General features: G+C 68.8%; 12 protein-coding genes. 8 read left to right on the plus strand and 4 right to left on the minus strand.

Annotation, left to right across the window (positions count from 1 at the left end; all coding sequences use genetic code 11):
- Positions 1-461: HNH endonuclease signature motif containing protein (locus tag QCD75_RS19185; RefSeq protein ID WP_301231013.1), on the plus strand; the 461-nt coding region annotated here is incomplete at its 5' end.
- A 41-nt stretch (positions 462-502) separates the two neighbouring features.
- Here QCD75_RS19185 and QCD75_RS19190 read toward each other — a convergent pair.
- The 4 genes from QCD75_RS19190 to QCD75_RS19205 all read right to left on the minus strand — a co-directional run bounded on the left by QCD75_RS19190 (position 503) and on the right by QCD75_RS19205 (position 8,334).
- Positions 503-1,897, minus strand: a complete 1,395-nt coding sequence (locus tag QCD75_RS19190) for a M1 family metallopeptidase (RefSeq protein ID WP_301231015.1) — start codon at positions 1,895-1,897, stop codon at positions 503-505.
- Positions 1,898-1,936: 39 nt separating this feature from the next.
- The gene (locus QCD75_RS19195) at positions 1,937-5,908 is read right to left on the minus strand and encodes a Pls/PosA family non-ribosomal peptide synthetase (protein WP_441005519.1); all 3,972 of its coding nucleotides are present in this window, start codon (positions 5,906-5,908) and stop codon (positions 1,937-1,939) included.
- A 128-nt stretch (positions 5,909-6,036) separates the two neighbouring features.
- Complete coding sequence (locus QCD75_RS19200) at positions 6,037-7,002, minus strand: quinone oxidoreductase family protein (protein ID WP_226762147.1); 966 nt, start codon at positions 7,000-7,002, stop codon at positions 6,037-6,039.
- A gap of 240 nt (positions 7,003-7,242) precedes the next feature.
- A complete protein-coding gene (locus QCD75_RS19205) occupies positions 7,243-8,334 on the minus strand; it encodes a fatty acid desaturase family protein (protein ID WP_301231017.1) in 1,092 nt (363 codons plus the stop codon).
- A 157-nt stretch (positions 8,335-8,491) separates the two neighbouring features.
- Between QCD75_RS19205 and argC the strand changes: the two genes are divergently transcribed.
- From argC to QCD75_RS19240, 7 genes are all read left to right on the plus strand, one after another.
- Positions 8,492-9,523, plus strand: a complete 1,032-nt coding sequence (gene argC / locus QCD75_RS19210) for an N-acetyl-gamma-glutamyl-phosphate reductase (RefSeq protein ID WP_301231018.1) — start codon at positions 8,492-8,494, stop codon at positions 9,521-9,523.
- Positions 9,520-10,686 carry a bifunctional glutamate N-acetyltransferase/amino-acid acetyltransferase ArgJ gene (gene argJ, locus QCD75_RS19215; RefSeq protein WP_301231019.1) on the plus strand — a complete coding sequence of 389 codons (1,167 nt, stop codon included), beginning with the start codon at positions 9,520-9,522 and terminating at the stop codon, positions 10,684-10,686. The genes argC and argJ overlap by 4 nt, the downstream gene beginning before the upstream one ends.
- 24 nt (positions 10,687-10,710) lie before the next feature.
- Entirely contained in the window at positions 10,711-11,667 is a 957-nt protein-coding gene (gene argB, locus QCD75_RS19220) for an acetylglutamate kinase (RefSeq protein WP_226762151.1), read from the plus strand.
- A complete protein-coding gene (locus tag QCD75_RS19225; RefSeq protein WP_301231020.1) occupies positions 11,664-12,950 on the plus strand; it encodes an acetylornithine transaminase in 1,287 nt (428 codons plus the stop codon). Before argB ends, QCD75_RS19225 begins: the two co-directional genes overlap by 4 nt.
- Positions 12,951-12,970: 20 nt before the next feature.
- A complete protein-coding gene (argF, locus tag QCD75_RS19230) occupies positions 12,971-13,966 on the plus strand; it encodes an ornithine carbamoyltransferase (protein WP_301231021.1) in 996 nt (331 codons plus the stop codon).
- Entirely contained in the window at positions 13,966-14,499 is a 534-nt protein-coding gene (locus QCD75_RS19235; RefSeq protein ID WP_301231023.1) for an arginine repressor, read from the plus strand. The genes argF and QCD75_RS19235 overlap by 1 nt, the downstream gene beginning before the upstream one ends.
- A 135-nt stretch (positions 14,500-14,634) precedes the next feature.
- Positions 14,635-15,840, plus strand: coding sequence for an argininosuccinate synthase (locus QCD75_RS19240; protein ID WP_301231024.1), 1,206 nt, complete (start codon positions 14,635-14,637; stop codon positions 15,838-15,840).
- Positions 15,841-15,845: the final 5 nt, after the last annotated feature.

Genomic DNA, 15,845 nt, shown 5'->3' on the forward strand with positions numbered 1-15,845 from the left:
CGCTGGATAACGACGCGGACCATCTCCTGGCCTGGGCCGACGGCGGGACCACCGGGATCTCCAACCTCGGACAGCCCTGCCCGAAACACCACAGACTGAAACACGGCTCCGCGTGGGCACCCACCGGAGCCAGCAAAGACAAACCACCCGGATGGACCTCACCCTCGGGACGGCACTACCCCAGCGAACAACAGGACTGGGAACCACCCCACTGGCCACCCGGCCTCCTGCCCAAAGACACGGACACCGATACATTTTCGGACACGTTTACGGAGATGGACCCCGGCCCGGACCCCGACCAGGAACTGCCCGAAGACCCCTTCCCGGACTGGCACCACTTCACGGCCGCACATCCATGGCCCGAACCAGATCCGGAAGACCCGGTATATCCGGAGGACCTTTACTGGCCAGAGCCCCTCGATGACGCCCACCCCGAATCCGTCCTGCCCCAAAGTGCCTGAACGGCTCATTGCGCGCCGTTCCAGCGCACGCCACGAATGCCCTAGCTCCCGGAGCCCCCGGCCGGCAGCGGCGGCAGCGCCTCCTGGTAGAGCCACGGGTGCAGCAGGGACTCCGAGTCGAGGCCGGTCGCGTGGTCGGCGGTGAGGATGAACTGCGGCGTTGAGACGGAGCCATGGCGGTTCTGTCCGGCCCAGTCATGCAGCAGCGAGAAGAATGCCAGGTCGCCGCAGCGCAGGCGGAGTGCGTGCAGCGCCAGGGCCCCGCGCTTGTAGACCCGGTCATCGAACATCATCTCCGGCCCGGGGTCGCCCACGAGCAGGTCCTGCTTGCCGGCGTTGAGCTTCCGCCAGGCGTTGGCGGCCCGGCGGGCAACCGTCATGACTCCGGCTTCTTCGGACCAGATCCATTCGGCGTAGCAGGCGAACCCCTCGTGCAGCCAGATGTCCTTCCAGGTGGCGGCCGTCAGCGAGTTCCCGAACCACTGGTGGGACAACTCGTGGGCGATGAGCCGCTGGGACTCCCAGTCCTCTTCCAGATGGTTCGGGCCGAAAATCGACAGGCTCTGCGCCTCCAGCGGGATCTCCAGCTCGTCCCCCGTCACCACGACGGTGTACTCGGCGAAAGGGTACGGGCCAAAGCAACCGACAAAGGTTCGCATCATGTCCGGCTGCCGGGCGAGGCCCTTGCGGGCCGTGTCCGCCAGCGCTGCCGGGACGGCCGCATACTGGGGCACCTGCGCGGCCGGCCGGACCGGATTGAGCGCCAGGAGCTCGTAGCGGCCGATCTGGACCGTGGCGAGGTACGTGGCCATCGGCTCTGACTGCTCGTAGACCCAGGTCTCGCGGCTGGACCGGCTGGTGCGCGCGATCAGGATCCCGTTGCACACCGCCCGGTAGTTGGCGTCGGTGGTCACCGAGATCCGGTAGCTCGCCTTGTCGCTCGGGTGGTCGTTGCAGGGGAACCAGGACGGTGCGCCGTTCGGCTGGCCTGCCACGAGCACCCCGTCGGTGAGTTCCTCCCAGCCCACTTCGCCCCACAGCCCGCGGCGGGGGGAGGGGCTTCCCTCATAGCGGATGTCCAGGGTGAATTCCTCGTCCGGCAGCAGGGCGGCGTCGGGGACGACGACGAGCTGGTCGGCGCGCTGGCTGAATTTCCGCACCCTGCGCCCGCTGAGCTGGATCTTGGTGGCCCGGAGCCCGGTCAGGTCCAACACGATGGCCGACGTCGGGCGTTGGGTTATGGCGTGCACCACAGCCCGCCCGTTCAGGCGGTTGCTGCTGAGCTTGTAATCGAGCTCCAGTTCATAGCGGGTGACCCGGTAGGCATCAGTGCCGTGACCCGGCAGGTACGGGTCCGGGGAGCCAGCCGTATCGTCCAGCGGCAGGCCGCCTCTGGTGCCGGACGCGGCCGTGGGACTTTGGGGGCTGGGACTCATCGACGGGCCTTCGGGATTGCAGGTGCGATACGGGCGGGGCTACTTCGGTTTGGGGGCAGGGACGGCCGGGCCGCCCCAGGGGCTCACCGGATTGCCCATCCAGTAGGTCGCGGCGGGCACCGTTTCACCCCGCATCACGAGGGATGCCGGGCCCACCGTGCCGCCCTTGCCGATCCGGGCCTGCGGGAGGATGACTCCGTGCGGTCCCATCGTGGCCCCGTCATCGAGCGTAACAGTGTCGATGCTCATGACGCGGTCGTGGAAGAGATGGGTCTGCACGACGCAGCCTCGGTTGACCGTGGAGTTCCGGCCCAGGGTCACGAGATCCGCTTCGGGCAGCCAGTAGCTTTCGCACCAAGTGCCTGCCCCGATCTTTGCGCCAAGGGCCCGCAGCCACCAGACCAGGGCAGGGGTCCCGGCGGCCGCGCGGGCGAACCAGGGGGCACTCACCATTTCGATGAAGGTATCCACGACCTCGTTGCGCCAGATGAAGGAGCTCCAGAGCGGATGCTCGCCGGGCCTGATCCGCCCCACCAGCAGCCATTTCGCCACCACGGCGCTGCCCGCCGCCACGGAACCGGCGAGCAGGATCACCACGCCCCCCAGGAGCGCGGCGACGCCGTAATTGAAGACAGAGGCGAGCCAATCGAAAGCCAGGAAGACCCCGGCGGCGATCCCGACCGTCACCACGACGGGGACAAAGCGGCACAGCTCCCACAGCGCGCGGGCGATCCGGAGCCGCAGCGGCGGCTCGAACGTCCTGGTGTCATCTGAGGCGATGGCCGTGCGCCGCAGCCGCACCGGGGGGCTGCCCAGCCACGACGTCCCTGACTTCGCCTTCGCCGGTGTCGCCGAAAGCACCGCGACGAGGGAGTTCTTGGGGACATTCCGCCCGGCCGCGGTCATGCCGGAGTTCCCCAGGAACGAGCGTTTGCCGATCTTGGCGGGGGCGATCCGCAGCCAGCCGCCGTCGAGCTCATAGGAGGCCACCATCGTGTCGTCGGCCAGGAAGGCGCCTTCACCCACGGTGGTCATCTTGGGGATGAGCAGGACCGTCGAGGCCTCCACGTTCTTCCCGATCTTGGCCCCGAGCAGGCGCAGCCAGACGGGCGTGAACAGGCTGGCGTAAATCGGGAAGAGCAGGTCGCGGGCCAGGTCCAGGACCCGTTCGGTGGCCCAGACCTGCCAGCCGATCCTGCTGCGCACCCGGTGGTAGCCTTCGGCCAGGCCCACCCCGAGGAGCCGGGTGGCCAGGAGGATCAGCACGAGGTTGGAGAGGAACCAGACCAGGGCCGCCGGCGGCAGGGACAGCAGGAGCTGGGGCAGCGCGGCGCCCAGCGATTCGCTGCCCCGGATGAAGCCAAAGACCACGAGGGCAGCCGCGGTGGCAGAGAGATAGGGGATCAAGGCCAGGACGGCCGATGCCGTGGCGAAGCCGGCAAACCAGAGCCGGCCGATCAGCGGATGCTCCGGGGGAGTGTCCGGCCAGGAGTGTTTGGCCTTGCCCCGCCGCTCGGCCGGGGACCCGGCGACGAGTTGCCCGGACTTCACCTTGCCCAGCACGGCCGATCCCGGTTCCACCTGCGCTCCTGCGCCGATTGTCGCGCCGGGCATGAGCGTGCTGCGGGCACCGACCGTCGCGCCGGGCCCGATACGGATGGCACCGATGTGGACGATGTCGCCGTCGATCCACCAGCCGGACAGATCGACCTCGGGCTCGATATTGCAGCCGCTGCCGAGTGTGAGCAGCCCGGTGACCGGCGGCAGTGAGTGGAGCTGGACGTCGTTGCCGATCTTGGCACCGAGCGCCCGTGCGTAGTACGGCACCCAGGGGGCACTCGCTAGACTCACGGCGCCGGCCAGGTCCTGGATCTGCTCGGCCAGCCACAGGCGCAGGTGCACCCGGCCGGACCGGGGGTAGGTGCCCGGCACCACCTTGCGGAGCAGGATCCGGGCTGCGGCGATGGACACCAGCATCCGGCCCGCAGGACTGACGAAGACGAGCCAGGACGCGCCGACCCACCACCAGGACACGGTGGGAGCCGCCGTGAAGCCCGCGAAGGACGCGAGGAGGTTGTTCGCCGCCATCAGGTACGTCAGCCAGCGCATGCCGACGAGGATGTGCAGCGGAACCCCCATCAGCGTCTGGAAGACCTGCGACCGGCGCAAGGTGCGCCGGACCGTGCGTTCCGGGGCCGGGCCCGTGCCGCCTTCGGGCAGCGACTGGCGGGCCGCGTCGATGAGCGCCCCGATCCGGGGCGTGGCGTAAATGTCGGCCACCGTGATGGTGGGGTAGCGAACGCGCAGGGCGGAGACGAGCTGCGCGGCGGCGAGGGAGCCGCCCCCGTAGGCGAAGAAATCGGCGTCGAGGCTGGACACGGCGCTGCCGAGCACCGCAGCCCACTGTTCGACGATCCAGCTTGCGTCGTCCGGGAGGTTCAGCGGGGCGGCCTCGGTGTCGGCGGCTCCGGCCCCCGCCAGCGGCCACGGCAGCGCGTGCCGGTCGACCTTGCCGCTGGTCTTGGTGGGCAGCGAATCGACCAGGGTCAGCAGCGGGATCAGCGGTGCCGGCAGGCTTTCGCCGAGGAGCTCCCGGGCGGCCGCCAGATCGATCTCCTGGCCGTCGGCCGGGGACAGGTAACCGACGAGGATCTGGTTGCCGGCCGCCGTCGTCTGTACCGTGGCGGCCGCGCCGGCCACATCCGGCAGTGCCTGCAGGGCGGCGTCGATCTCGCCCAGCTCGATCCGGCGCCCGCCGAGCTTGACCTGTTCGTCGGCGCGGCCCTGGAAGATCAGCCCCTCGGCCTCGTACCGGACAAGGTCGCCGGAGCGGTAGGCGCGCGTCCAGCCGAGCGACGGCATGGGGGCGTATTTCTCGGCGTCCTTGGCCGGGTCCAGGTACCGGGCCAGGCCGACGCCGCCGATGATCAGTTCACCCACCTCGCCCTCCCCGACGGGCAGGGAATTGGCGTCCACGACGGCGAGGTCCCAGCCGTCCAGGGGCAGGCCGATCCGGATCGGCCCGGGACCGCCCAGCGGCGCCGCGCAGGCAACGACGGTGGCCTCGGTGGGCCCGTAAGTGTTCCAGACTTCACGGCCTTCGACGGCGAGCCGCTCGGCGAGGTCCGGCGGGCACGCCTCCCCGCCGAAAATCAGCAGACGGACGCTTTCCAGGGACTCCACCGGCCAGAGCGCGGCGAGGGTGGGAACCGTGGAAACGACCGTGATCCCGTGGCTGATCAGCCACGGGCCGAGGTCCATGCCGGTCCGGACCAGGGCCCGCGGCGCCGGGACCAGGCAGGCGCCGTGCCGCCAGGCAAGCCACATTTCCTCGCAGGAGGCATCGAAGGCCATCGACAGCCCGGCCAGGACACGGTCCTGCGGGCCGACCGGGTCGTCCTGGAGGAAGAGCCGGGCCTCGGCGTCGACGAAGGCCGCCGAGGAGCGGTGCTGCACGGCGACGCCCTTGGGGGTCCCGGTGGAGCCGGACGTGAAGATGACCCAGGCGTCGTCGTCCGGGCCGGGCAGCCTCGGGGCCGGGAAGGGGCGGGGCCGCCGTCCGTCCGTCACAATCTCCCCGGCTCCGCGCAAGATGCCGGCGACCTGGGCTTCGCTGAAGACCAGCTTGGCGCGCTCTTCCGGGTCGTCCGCGTCCACCGGGACATACGCCGCCCCAATGAGGAGCACAGCCAGGATCCCGACGTAGAGCTGGTTGGTGCCGGAGGGAATCCGGACGCCGATTGCGTCCCCGGCACCCAGTCCGGCCCGGTGCAGCTCCCTCGCCTTCGCCCGGACCGCCGCCAGCAGCTGGGCATAACTGAGCGAGTGGTGGCCGTCGTCGAGGGCAGAGGCATCCGGAAAGCGCGCGGCAGTGTCCTGCAGAATGTCGACCAGCGTCCGCTCCGGCGGTGTGGCCGGAGACCCTGAAAGCTGCGCCTGGAAGACCGGGCTGACGGTGGCGAGCGCCTGCGGAAGGCCACTGCGTTCGGGTTGCTGCTGTTGCTCAGTCACAGGGAGATCGTCTCCGGTTGAGGTGAACGGAAGGTGTCCGGATTCGCTTTGTGTTAATACTCCGCCCCGGCCCCGATGTTCGCACGCTGTTTCCCTAATGTGTTTGCCGGACGCCTGCGGATCAGGACCTACGGAACCAGGATGACCTTGCCGGTGGTGCGGCGCTGTTCCAGGTCATCGTGGGCCTGGGCGGCTTCGGCCAGGTCGTAGCGGGCACCAATCCGGACCTTGAGGCTTCCGTCGGCGACGGCGGCGAACAACTCATCCGAGCGCCAGCGCCGTTCCTGCGCGTCGCGCAGGAAGTGGACGATCGTCGGCCGGGTCAGGTAGAGCGAGCCGCCGGAGTTGAGGCGCTGCGGGTCGACGGGCGGCACGGGCCCGGAGGCGGCACCGAAAAGCACCAGGGTGCCGCGGATGCGCAGGGCGTCGAGGGAGCCGTCGAAAGTGTCCTTGCCGACGCCGTCATACACCACGTCCGCGCCGGTCCCGTCGGTCAGTTCCCGGACCTTGGCGGCGAAACCGTCGTAGCGCAGCACATGGTCGGCGCCGGCCTCGCGGGCCAGCCGTTCCTTGTCGTCCGTGGAGACGGTGGTGATCACGCGTGCGCCGCGGGCCTTCAGCAGCTGGATCAGCAGCAGGCCAACGCCGCCGGCCCCGGCGTGGAGCAGGACGGTGTGGCCGGGTTCGACCTTGAAGGAGGAATTGATCAGGTAGTGCGCGGTAATGCCCTGCAGCGGCAGGGCGGCGGCGGTGAAATCGTCCACGCCATGGGGCACAGGGAGCGCTTTGTCCTCGTCGATGAGGGCAAAGCCGGCGTAGCAGTTGATGCCTTCGGCCGTGGCCACCCGGTCGCCGGGGGAGAAGCCGGTGACGCCGTCGCCGAGTTCCTCGACGGTGCCCGAGGCCTCGGATCCGGGGGTGAAGGGGTAATGGACCTTGTAGGTGCCGCTGCGCTTGTAGGTGTCGATGAAGTTCACTCCGACGGCGGCGACCCTGACCAGCAGCTGGCCGGGACCCGGAACCGGACGTTCCACTTCGGCCAGCGTGAGGACTCCGGGGCCTCCGGCCTCGCGGGCGACGATTGCATGCATCATGTGTCTCCTTGCCTGGGGCTGAAAATTCCGCTCTGAATTTCGGGGCTGAACTGTCCGGGCTGACGCTGGGCTGCCGGGAGTTCCTGGCCCTGATCCTGCACCCATCCTAGGGATACCCGGCGCCAACGGCGAAGTGACGGCCGGATACCGGCCGTCACTTCGGGTCAAGCACTTCGGGTCAAAATGGAAACCAGGGGCCGCCGCGGACGCAATCCAGGTCCGCGGAGACGCCGGCGCCGCCTAGTAACGGCGGGTTACGGTGGCCATCGGGCATTCGAAGTGGCGCCCGGCGGAGAGGCCGACCTCATTGAGGTAGCGGACGATGATGCCGTAGGACTGCAGCAGCGTGGTCTCCGTGTAGGGAACCTGGTGCTTGGCGCAGAACTCGCGGACGATCACGGCTGCCTTGTCGAGCTGCGGGCGGGCCATGTCCGGAAAGAGGTGGTGCTCGGCCTGGCGGTTGAGGCCGCCCAGCAGGATGTCCATGAAGCGGCCGCCGGAGATGTTCCGGGACGTCAGGACCTGGCGGCTGAAGAAGTCCACGCGGCTGTCGGCCGGCAGGACCGGCATGCCCTTGTGGTTCGGGGCGAAGGAGGCCCCCATGTAAAAGCCGAAGACGGCGAGCTGCACCGCGATGAACGCCAGCGCCATGCCCCAGGGCAGGAAGGTGAACGCGAGCACCGGCAGCAGGCTGAGGCGGACCACGAGGATCGGGATTTCAACCCAGCGGTGCGTGACCTTGGCACGCTGGAAGACGAACTTGACCGAATCGATCTGCAGGCCCAGGCCCACGAGGAACAGCAGCGGGAAGAAGAGCCAGCCCTGCTTGCGGGTGAGGAAGGAAAACCGGCCCTGCCGGGTGGCCGCGGCTTCCGGGAAGAAAGCGATCGCGCCGGTGGCGATATCGGGGTCCTTCGAAATCACGTTCGGGTGGTTGTGGTGCGCGCCGTGCTTCTGCTCCCACCAGGAGTAGCTCATCCCGGCGACCGAGGTGGCAAGCAGCCGTGCGGCCCAGTCGTTGGCCCGGCGGGACGCGAAGATCTGCCGGTGTCCGGCCTCGTGGGCCAGGAAGCTCAGCTGGGTGCAAAGGATGCCCAGGGCTGCGGCGATGAGGAGCTGGAACCAACTGTCACCGATCAGGGCGAAGCCGACCCACGTAGCGGTCATCAGAAGGACCAGAACGGAGAACACCGTGACGTAGAAACCGACGCGGCGTTCCAGCAGGCCTGCGGCCTTGACGGTCTTCAGGAGTTCCGAGTAGCTCAGGACGACGGCGTTCGGCTGACGGATACGCGATTTGGGTCGCTCCGGCGTGGCGGTGGTGAGGGTCATGTAGCGCGTGCCTCGAAACTGTTGCGGGCAACGCGGCGCCCGACACTCGGACTGCACGGTTGGGGGTCACCCTATACCAAGCATACGCTCCGGGACACGAAGCATCGAATGCATAAATATCGGCATCTATGCATAGTCTTGCTGTATAGTCTTTGTTATGACTATTTCTGTTGCCGTATCCGGCGCAAGCGGTTATGCCGGCGGCGAGGTGCTGCGGCTCCTTGCCGGCCACCCCGACGTCACCATCGGCGCCATCACAGCGCACAGCAACGCCGGTTCCAGACTAGGGGAATTGCAGCCCCATCTCCACGGTCTGGCCAGCCGCATCCTCGAAGACACCACGGTGGAGAACCTGTCCGGACACGATGTCGTGTTCCTGGCCCTTCCGCACGGCGCGTCCGCGGAGATCGCTGCCCAGCTGCCGGCCGGCACCGTTGTGATCGACGCCGGCGCCGACCACCGCCTGGAGGATGCGGCCGCCTGGGAGAAGTTCTACGGTTCGCCGCACGCCGGAACCTGGCCCTACGGGCTGCCGGAGCTTCCCGGCCAGCGCGAGGCGCTCCGCGGCGCCAAACGGATCGCCGTCCCGGGCTGCTACCCGACGTCGGCCCTGCTGGCGCTCACTCCGGGCTTCAGCAGCCACCTGCTGCAGGCGGACGACGTCGTCATCGTCTCCGCCTCCGGCACCTCCGGGGCCGGCAAGGCCGCCAAGGTCAACCTGATCGGGGCCGAGGTCATGGGCTCGATGAGCCCGTACGGCGTGGGCGGCGGGCACCGGCACACCCCGGAGATCGAACAGGGACTCTCGAAGGCCCTGAACGCTCCGGTCACCGTGTCCTTTACGCCCACCCTGGCGCCCATGAGCCGGGGCATCCTCACTACCGCCACGGCGAAGGTCCGGCCCGGTGTCACCGAGGAGGAACTCCGCCGCGCCTGGACCGAGGCCTACGACGACGAGCCGTTCGTGCACCTGCTGCCCGAGGGCCGCTGGCCCTCCACCAAGTCCGTTCAGGGGTCCAACCACGCCGTTATGCAACTGGCGCTCGACGCGCACACTGGCCGTGTGATTGTCACCTGCGCCATCGACAACCTGACCAAGGGGACCGCCGGCGGGGCCGTGCAGTCCATGAACATTGCCCTCGGCCTGGCGGAAACCGCCGGCCTCGAACTGCAGGGAGTCGCACCATGAGCATCACCGTCCCCAAGGGATTCCGCGCCGCCGGCGTCACAGCCGGTCTGAAGGCCTCCGGCAAGCCGGACCTGGCCCTCGTGGTCAACGACGGCCCCTCCAAAGCCGCCGCAGCCGTGTTCACCTCCAACCGGATGGCCGCAGCCCCCGTGCACTGGTCCCGCGAGGTGGTCAAGGACGGCCGGGTGGACGCCGTCATCCTGAACTCCGGCGGAGCCAACGCCTGCACCGGGCCGCAGGGTTTCCAGAACACGCACACCACCGCCGAGAAGACGGCCGAGGCGCTGGGCGCCTCCGCCACCGACGTCTTCGTCTGCTCCACCGGCCTGATCGGTGAGCAGCTCCCGATGGACAAGATCCTCGCCGGGATCGGCGCCGCCACCGCTGCGCTCAGCGAGGACGGCGGACCCGACGCCGCCACCGCGATCATGACGACGGACTCCGTGCCCAAGCTGGCGGTCTTCATCGGCGCCGACGCCGACGGCAAGGAATTCACCATCGGCGGCATGGCCAAGGGCGCCGGCATGCTCGCCCCTGGGCTCGCCACCATGCTGGTGGTCCTCACTACGGACGCGGACGTCCAACCGGAGATGCTCGACGTCGTGCTCCGCGATGCCACCCGGGTCACCTTTGACCGGGCGGACTCGGACGGCTGCATGTCCACGAACGACACCGTGGTGCTGCTGGCCTCCGCGGCCTCCGGCGCCGTCCCGTCCGCCGTCGATTTCGGCACGGGGCTGACCCAGGTCTGTGCCGAACTGGCCCGCAAGCTGATCGGCGACGCCGAAGGCGCCAGCCACGACATCGCGATCCGTACCTTCAACGCCGCCAGTGAAAAGGACGCGGAAGTGGTTAGCAGGGCCGTGGCCCGCTCCAACCTCTTCAAGGCCGCGATCTTCGGCAAGGACCCCAACTGGGGCCGCGTGCTTTCTGCCGTGGGCACCACGGACGCCGCCTTCGAGCCCGACCAGCTCAATGTATCCATGAACGGCGTCCGGATCTGCCGCAACGGCAGCATAGGCGATGACCGCGGCCTCGTGGACCTGGAACCCCGCGAGGTCCTGGTCGAGATCGACCTCCAGGCCGGCGAGGCCGAGGCCACGATCTGGACGAACGACCTCACCCACGAATACGTCCACGAAAACAGCGCCTACTCCAGCTAGGCAGTTCCCGGAGGGACGACCAGCATGAACACCCAGACCCGCGAGACCACCTCCATGAAGGATGCCCAGAGCAAAGCCGAAACGCTGATCGAGGCCCTGCCCTGGATCCAGCGCTTCGCCGGCACCACCATGGTGATCAAGTACGGCGGCAACGCCATGGTCAATGACGAGCTCCGCCGGGCCTTCGCCGAGGACGTCGTCTTCCTGCACCACGTCGGGATCCATCCGGTTGTGGTGCACGGCGGCGGCCCGCAGATCAACGCCATGCTCAGCCGGCTCGGCATCGAATCCGAATTCAAGGGCGGCCTGCGGGTCACCACGCCCGAGGCCATGGACGTGGTCCGCATGGTCCTCACCGGCCAGGTCGGCCGCGAACTCGTGGGCCTGATCAACTCGCACGGCCCGTACGCCGTCGGGATGTCCGGCGAGGACGGCGGCCTGCTCCGCGCGGTCCGCACCGGCACCGTCGTGGACGGCGAAGAGGTGGACCTGGGTCTGGTCGGTGAAGTGATCGGCGTGAACCCCGAGGGGATCCTGGACATCGTCGCGGCCGGCCGGATCCCGGTGATCTCCACGGTGGCGCCGGAAATCTTCGACGACGGAAGCCTTGACGCAGCAACCAAACAGGCGCAGACGACCGGCCAGGTGCTGAACGTCAACGCCGACACCGCCGCGGCGGCCCTGGCCGAGGCGCTCGGCGCCTCGAAGCTGGTGATCCTCACCGACGTCGAGGGGCTCTTCGCCAACTGGCCGGACCGTTCCTCGCTGATTTCCTCGCTCACCGCGTCGGAACTGCGCGAGCTGCTGCCGCGCCTGGAGTCAGGCATGATCCCGAAAATGGAAGCCTGCCTCAAAGCCGTCGAAGGCGGCGTCGAACGAGCACACATCGTGGACGGCAGGCTGCCGCACTCGATGCTGCTGGAAACCTTCACGACGGCGGGCATCGGCACGCAGGTCGTCCCGGACGAGGAAAGCAAATGAACCATACCGAAACAGCATCTTCCACGGATCTCGAGCACTCCCCGGTGGGGGAGCTCGTCCATTCCCACGCCACCGGCGCGCAGTGGCTGGCCCGCTACTCCTCCTCGCTGCTGGGCGTCTTCGGCACCCCGCAGCGGGTCCTGGTCCGCGGCTCCGGCTGCCTGGTTTGGGACGCCGACGGCAAGGAATACCTGGACCTGCTCGGCGGGATCGCGGTCAACGCCCTCGGCCACGCGCACCCCTTCGTCACCTCCGTGATCTCCAGCCAGCTCGCCACCCTGGGGCACGTCTCCAACTTCTTCACGAGCCCCACCCAGATCGCGCTGGCCGAGAAACTGCTGGACATCACCAGGGCCCCGGCCGGTTCCAAGGTGTTCTTCGCCAACTCCGGCACCGAAGCCGTGGAGGCAGCCTTCAAGCTGGCCCGCCGGAACACGGGCGCCAGCCCGGACGGCACCGCGAAGCCGCGGACCCGGATCATCGCGCTCGAAGGCGCCTTCCACGGCCGTACCATGGGCGCCCTGGCGCTCACCGCGAAGGAAGCCTACCGGGCGCCGTTCGCGCCGCTGCCCGGCGGCGTCGAACACATCCCTTTCGGCGACATTGAGGCGCTCCGCGCCGCCGTGGACGAGACGGTCGCCGCGGTGTTCCTGGAACCAATCCAGGGCGAGGCCGGCGTCCGGCCGCTGCCCGCCGGCTACCTGAAAGCCGCCCGGGAGGCCACCAGCGCCGCCGGGGCCCTGCTCATCCTCGACGAGGTCCAGACCGGGATCGGCCGAACCGGCAAGTGGCTCGCGAGCGGGGACGCCGGGATTGTGCCCGACGCCGTCACCCTCGCCAAAGGCCTCGGCGGCGGCTTCCCGATCGGCGCCCTCGTCACCTTCGGCCCGGAAACGTCATCGCTGCTGACCGCCGGACAGCACGGCACGACTTTTGGCGGCAACCCGGTGGCCACCGCCGCCGCCCTGGCCACCCTGCACGTCCTCGAAAACCAGCAGATCCTGGACCACGCCCGGACGGTGGGGGAGCACCTGCGGGCGGGCCTGGCGGCCGTCGGCGGCGTCACCGGGGTCCGCGGCGAAGGGCTGCTGATCGGCTTCGACCTCGACGCCGACATCGCCCCGGCCGTTGTGACCGCCGGCCTCGAGGCGGGCTTCATCGTCAACAGCCCCGGCCCGCACACGATCCGCCTCGCCCCGCCGCTGATCCTCAGCACCGAACAGGCCGACCGCTTCCTCGCGGCGCTGCCCGCCCTCCTCCAGACCGCAAAGGACGCCCAGTGACAGCGACTGAAACTTCGACCGTGACTTCTAGCAGCCAGGTCCGCCACTTCCTCAAGGACACCGACCTCACCCCGGCCGAGCAGGCCGAGGTCCTGGACCTCGCCATCCGGATGAAGGCGGCCCCCTACAGCGTGCAGCCCTTCGCCGCGGAGGGCAGCGGCCGCAAGACCGTCGCCGTGATCTTCGACAAGACCTCCACCCGGACCCGGGTCTCCTTCGCCACCGGCGTGGCTGACATGGGCGGCAACGCGCTCATCATCAACCCCGGCGAGGCGCAGATCGGCCACAAGGAATCCGTCGAGGACACCGCCAAGGTCCTGGAGCGCATGGTATCCACCATCGTCTGGCGCACCGGGGCCCACTCCGGGCTCGTCGCGATGGCCGAAAACTCCCGCGTGCCGGTCATCAACGCCCTGTGCGATGACTACCACCCCTGCCAGCTCCTCGCCGACCTGCTCACCATCAAGGAACACAAGGGCGACCTCAAGGGCCTCACCATGAGTTACCTTGGCGACTCCGCCAACAACATGGCCAACTCCTACCTGCTCGCCGGGGTCACCGCGGGCATGCATGTCCGCGTTGCCGGCCCCGACGGCTACCTGCCCGCCCCGGAGATCATCGCAGCGGCCGAGGACCGCGCGGCGGAGACTGGCGGCTCGGTGCTCGTCACAGTGGACGCTGCCGAGGCGCTGCTCGGAGCCGACGTCGTCGCCACCGACACCTGGGTGTCCATGGGCCAGGAAGACGAGAAGGAAGCCCGGCTGCAGCTCTTCCGCGGCTACGCCGTGGACGAAGCCGCAATGAAGCTCGCGGCGCCGGACGCCGTCGTGCTGCACTGCCTGCCCGCCTACCGCGGCTACGAGATCGCCGGCGCCGTGATCGACGGCCCGCAGTCCGTCGTCTGGGACGAGGCCGAAAACCGGCTGCACGCCCAGAAGGCCCTGATGGCCTGGCTGATGCACCGCTCCGGGCTGGCTGTTGTCGAGGGGCTGGCGCCGGTCGAGGGACTCGGATAATGTCCGTGCAGCCGGCCTCCCCGGGGGCCAGCCCAGCCACCAAAACGGCCCGGCAGGCGCGGATCAGTGCGATCCTGACCGGTGAATCGGTCCGCTCGCAGGCCGAACTCGCCGCGCTGCTCGCGGCCGACGGCGTCCAGGTCACCCAGGCCACGTTGTCCCGTGACCTCGTCGAACTCGGCGCCGTCCGGGTCCGCGGCAAGGAAGGCGTGCTCGTGTACGCCGTGCCGGGCGAGGGAGGGGAGCGGGCCGCCAAGAGCGGCGTCACCCAGGAGATCCTCGACGCGCGGCTGGCCCGGCTCTGCGGGGAACTGCTGGTCACCGCCGAAGCGTCGGCGAACATCGTGGTGCTGCGGACGCCCCCGGGCGCGGCCAACTTCCTGGCCCTGGCCATCGACCACTCGGTCATGCCGTCAATCCTGGGCACCATCGCCGGGGACGACACCGTGCTGCTGGTCACCCGCGATCCGCTCGGCGGCGCGGAGATGGCCGCCCGGTTCCTGCAGCTCGCCGAGGAAGCCGGCACCGGGTGAGCACCCGCAGGACCATTTGGAAGATTGGGCCCGCCACCGGGATGTGACAGGCTTTCAGTAGACAAGCTTGACCCGAATTTTTTCCTAAAAACTTTCCCAAACAACCTTTTCCCAAACAACTAAGGAGCATTTGAAGTGACTGAGCGTATTGTGCTGGCCTACTCCGGTGGCCTGGATACTTCCGTAGCCATCGGCTGGATCGGTGAAGCGACCGGCGCCGAGGTCATCGCCGTGGCGGTTGACGTCGGACAGGGCGGCGAGTCGCTGGAGACGATCCGCCAGCGCGCCCTCGGCTGCGGCGCCGTCGAGGCCTATGTGGCCGACGCGAGCGACGAATTCGCCAACGAGTACTGCATGCCCACGCTGAAGGCCAACGCCCTCTACCAGGGCCACTACCCGCTGGTCTCCGCGATCTCGCGCCCGGTGATCGTCAAGCACCTGGTCAAGGCCGCCCGTGAATTCGGCGCCACCACTGTGGCCCACGGCTGCACGGGCAAGGGCAACGACCAGGTCCGCTTCGAAGTCGGCATCCAGACCCTCGGCCCGGACCTGAAGTGCATCGCACCGGTGCGCGACCTCGCCCTGACCCGCGACAAGGCCATCGCCTTCGCCGAGGAAAAGGGACTGCCGATCGAGACCACCAAAAAGAACCCGTACTCCATCGACCAGAACGTCTGGGGCCGCGCCGTCGAAACCGGCTACCTCGAGGACATCTGGAACGCCCCCACCAAGGACATCTACGACTACACGGCCACCCCGGAATTCCCGCCGGCGCCGGACGAGGTCACCATCTCCTTCGAGGCCGGCGTCCCGGTGGCGATCGACGGAGTCAAGGTCACCCCGCTGCAGGCCATCAAGGAACTCAACCGCCGCGCCGGCGCCCAGGGCGTCGGCCGGATCGACGTCGTCGAGGACCGCCTCGTCGGCATCAAGTCCCGCGAAATCTACGAGGCACCGGGCGCGATGGCCCTCATCACCGCACACAAGCACCTCGAGGACATCACGGTCGAACGCGAGCAGGCCCGCTTCAAGGCCACGGTCGGCCAGCGCTGGTCCGAGCTGGTCTACGACGGCCAGTGGTTCTCGCCGCTCAAACGCTCCCTCGACGCTTTCATCGAGGACACCCAGCGCTACGTCACCGGCGACATCCGCATGGTGCTGCACGGCGGCCAGGCGATCGTCAACGGACGCCGCTCGGAGACCTCGCTCTACGACTTCGACCTTGCCACCTACGACACCGGTGACACCTTCGACCAGTCGATGGCGCGCGGCTTCATCGAGCTGTGGGGCATGTCCGCCAAGGTCGCCTCCGGCCGCGACATCCGCGTCAACGGAAAGTAGCCCCG

The organism is Arthrobacter sp. PsM3, from assembly GCF_030433895.1.
Lineage (GTDB): Bacteria > Actinomycetota > Actinomycetes > Actinomycetales > Micrococcaceae > Arthrobacter.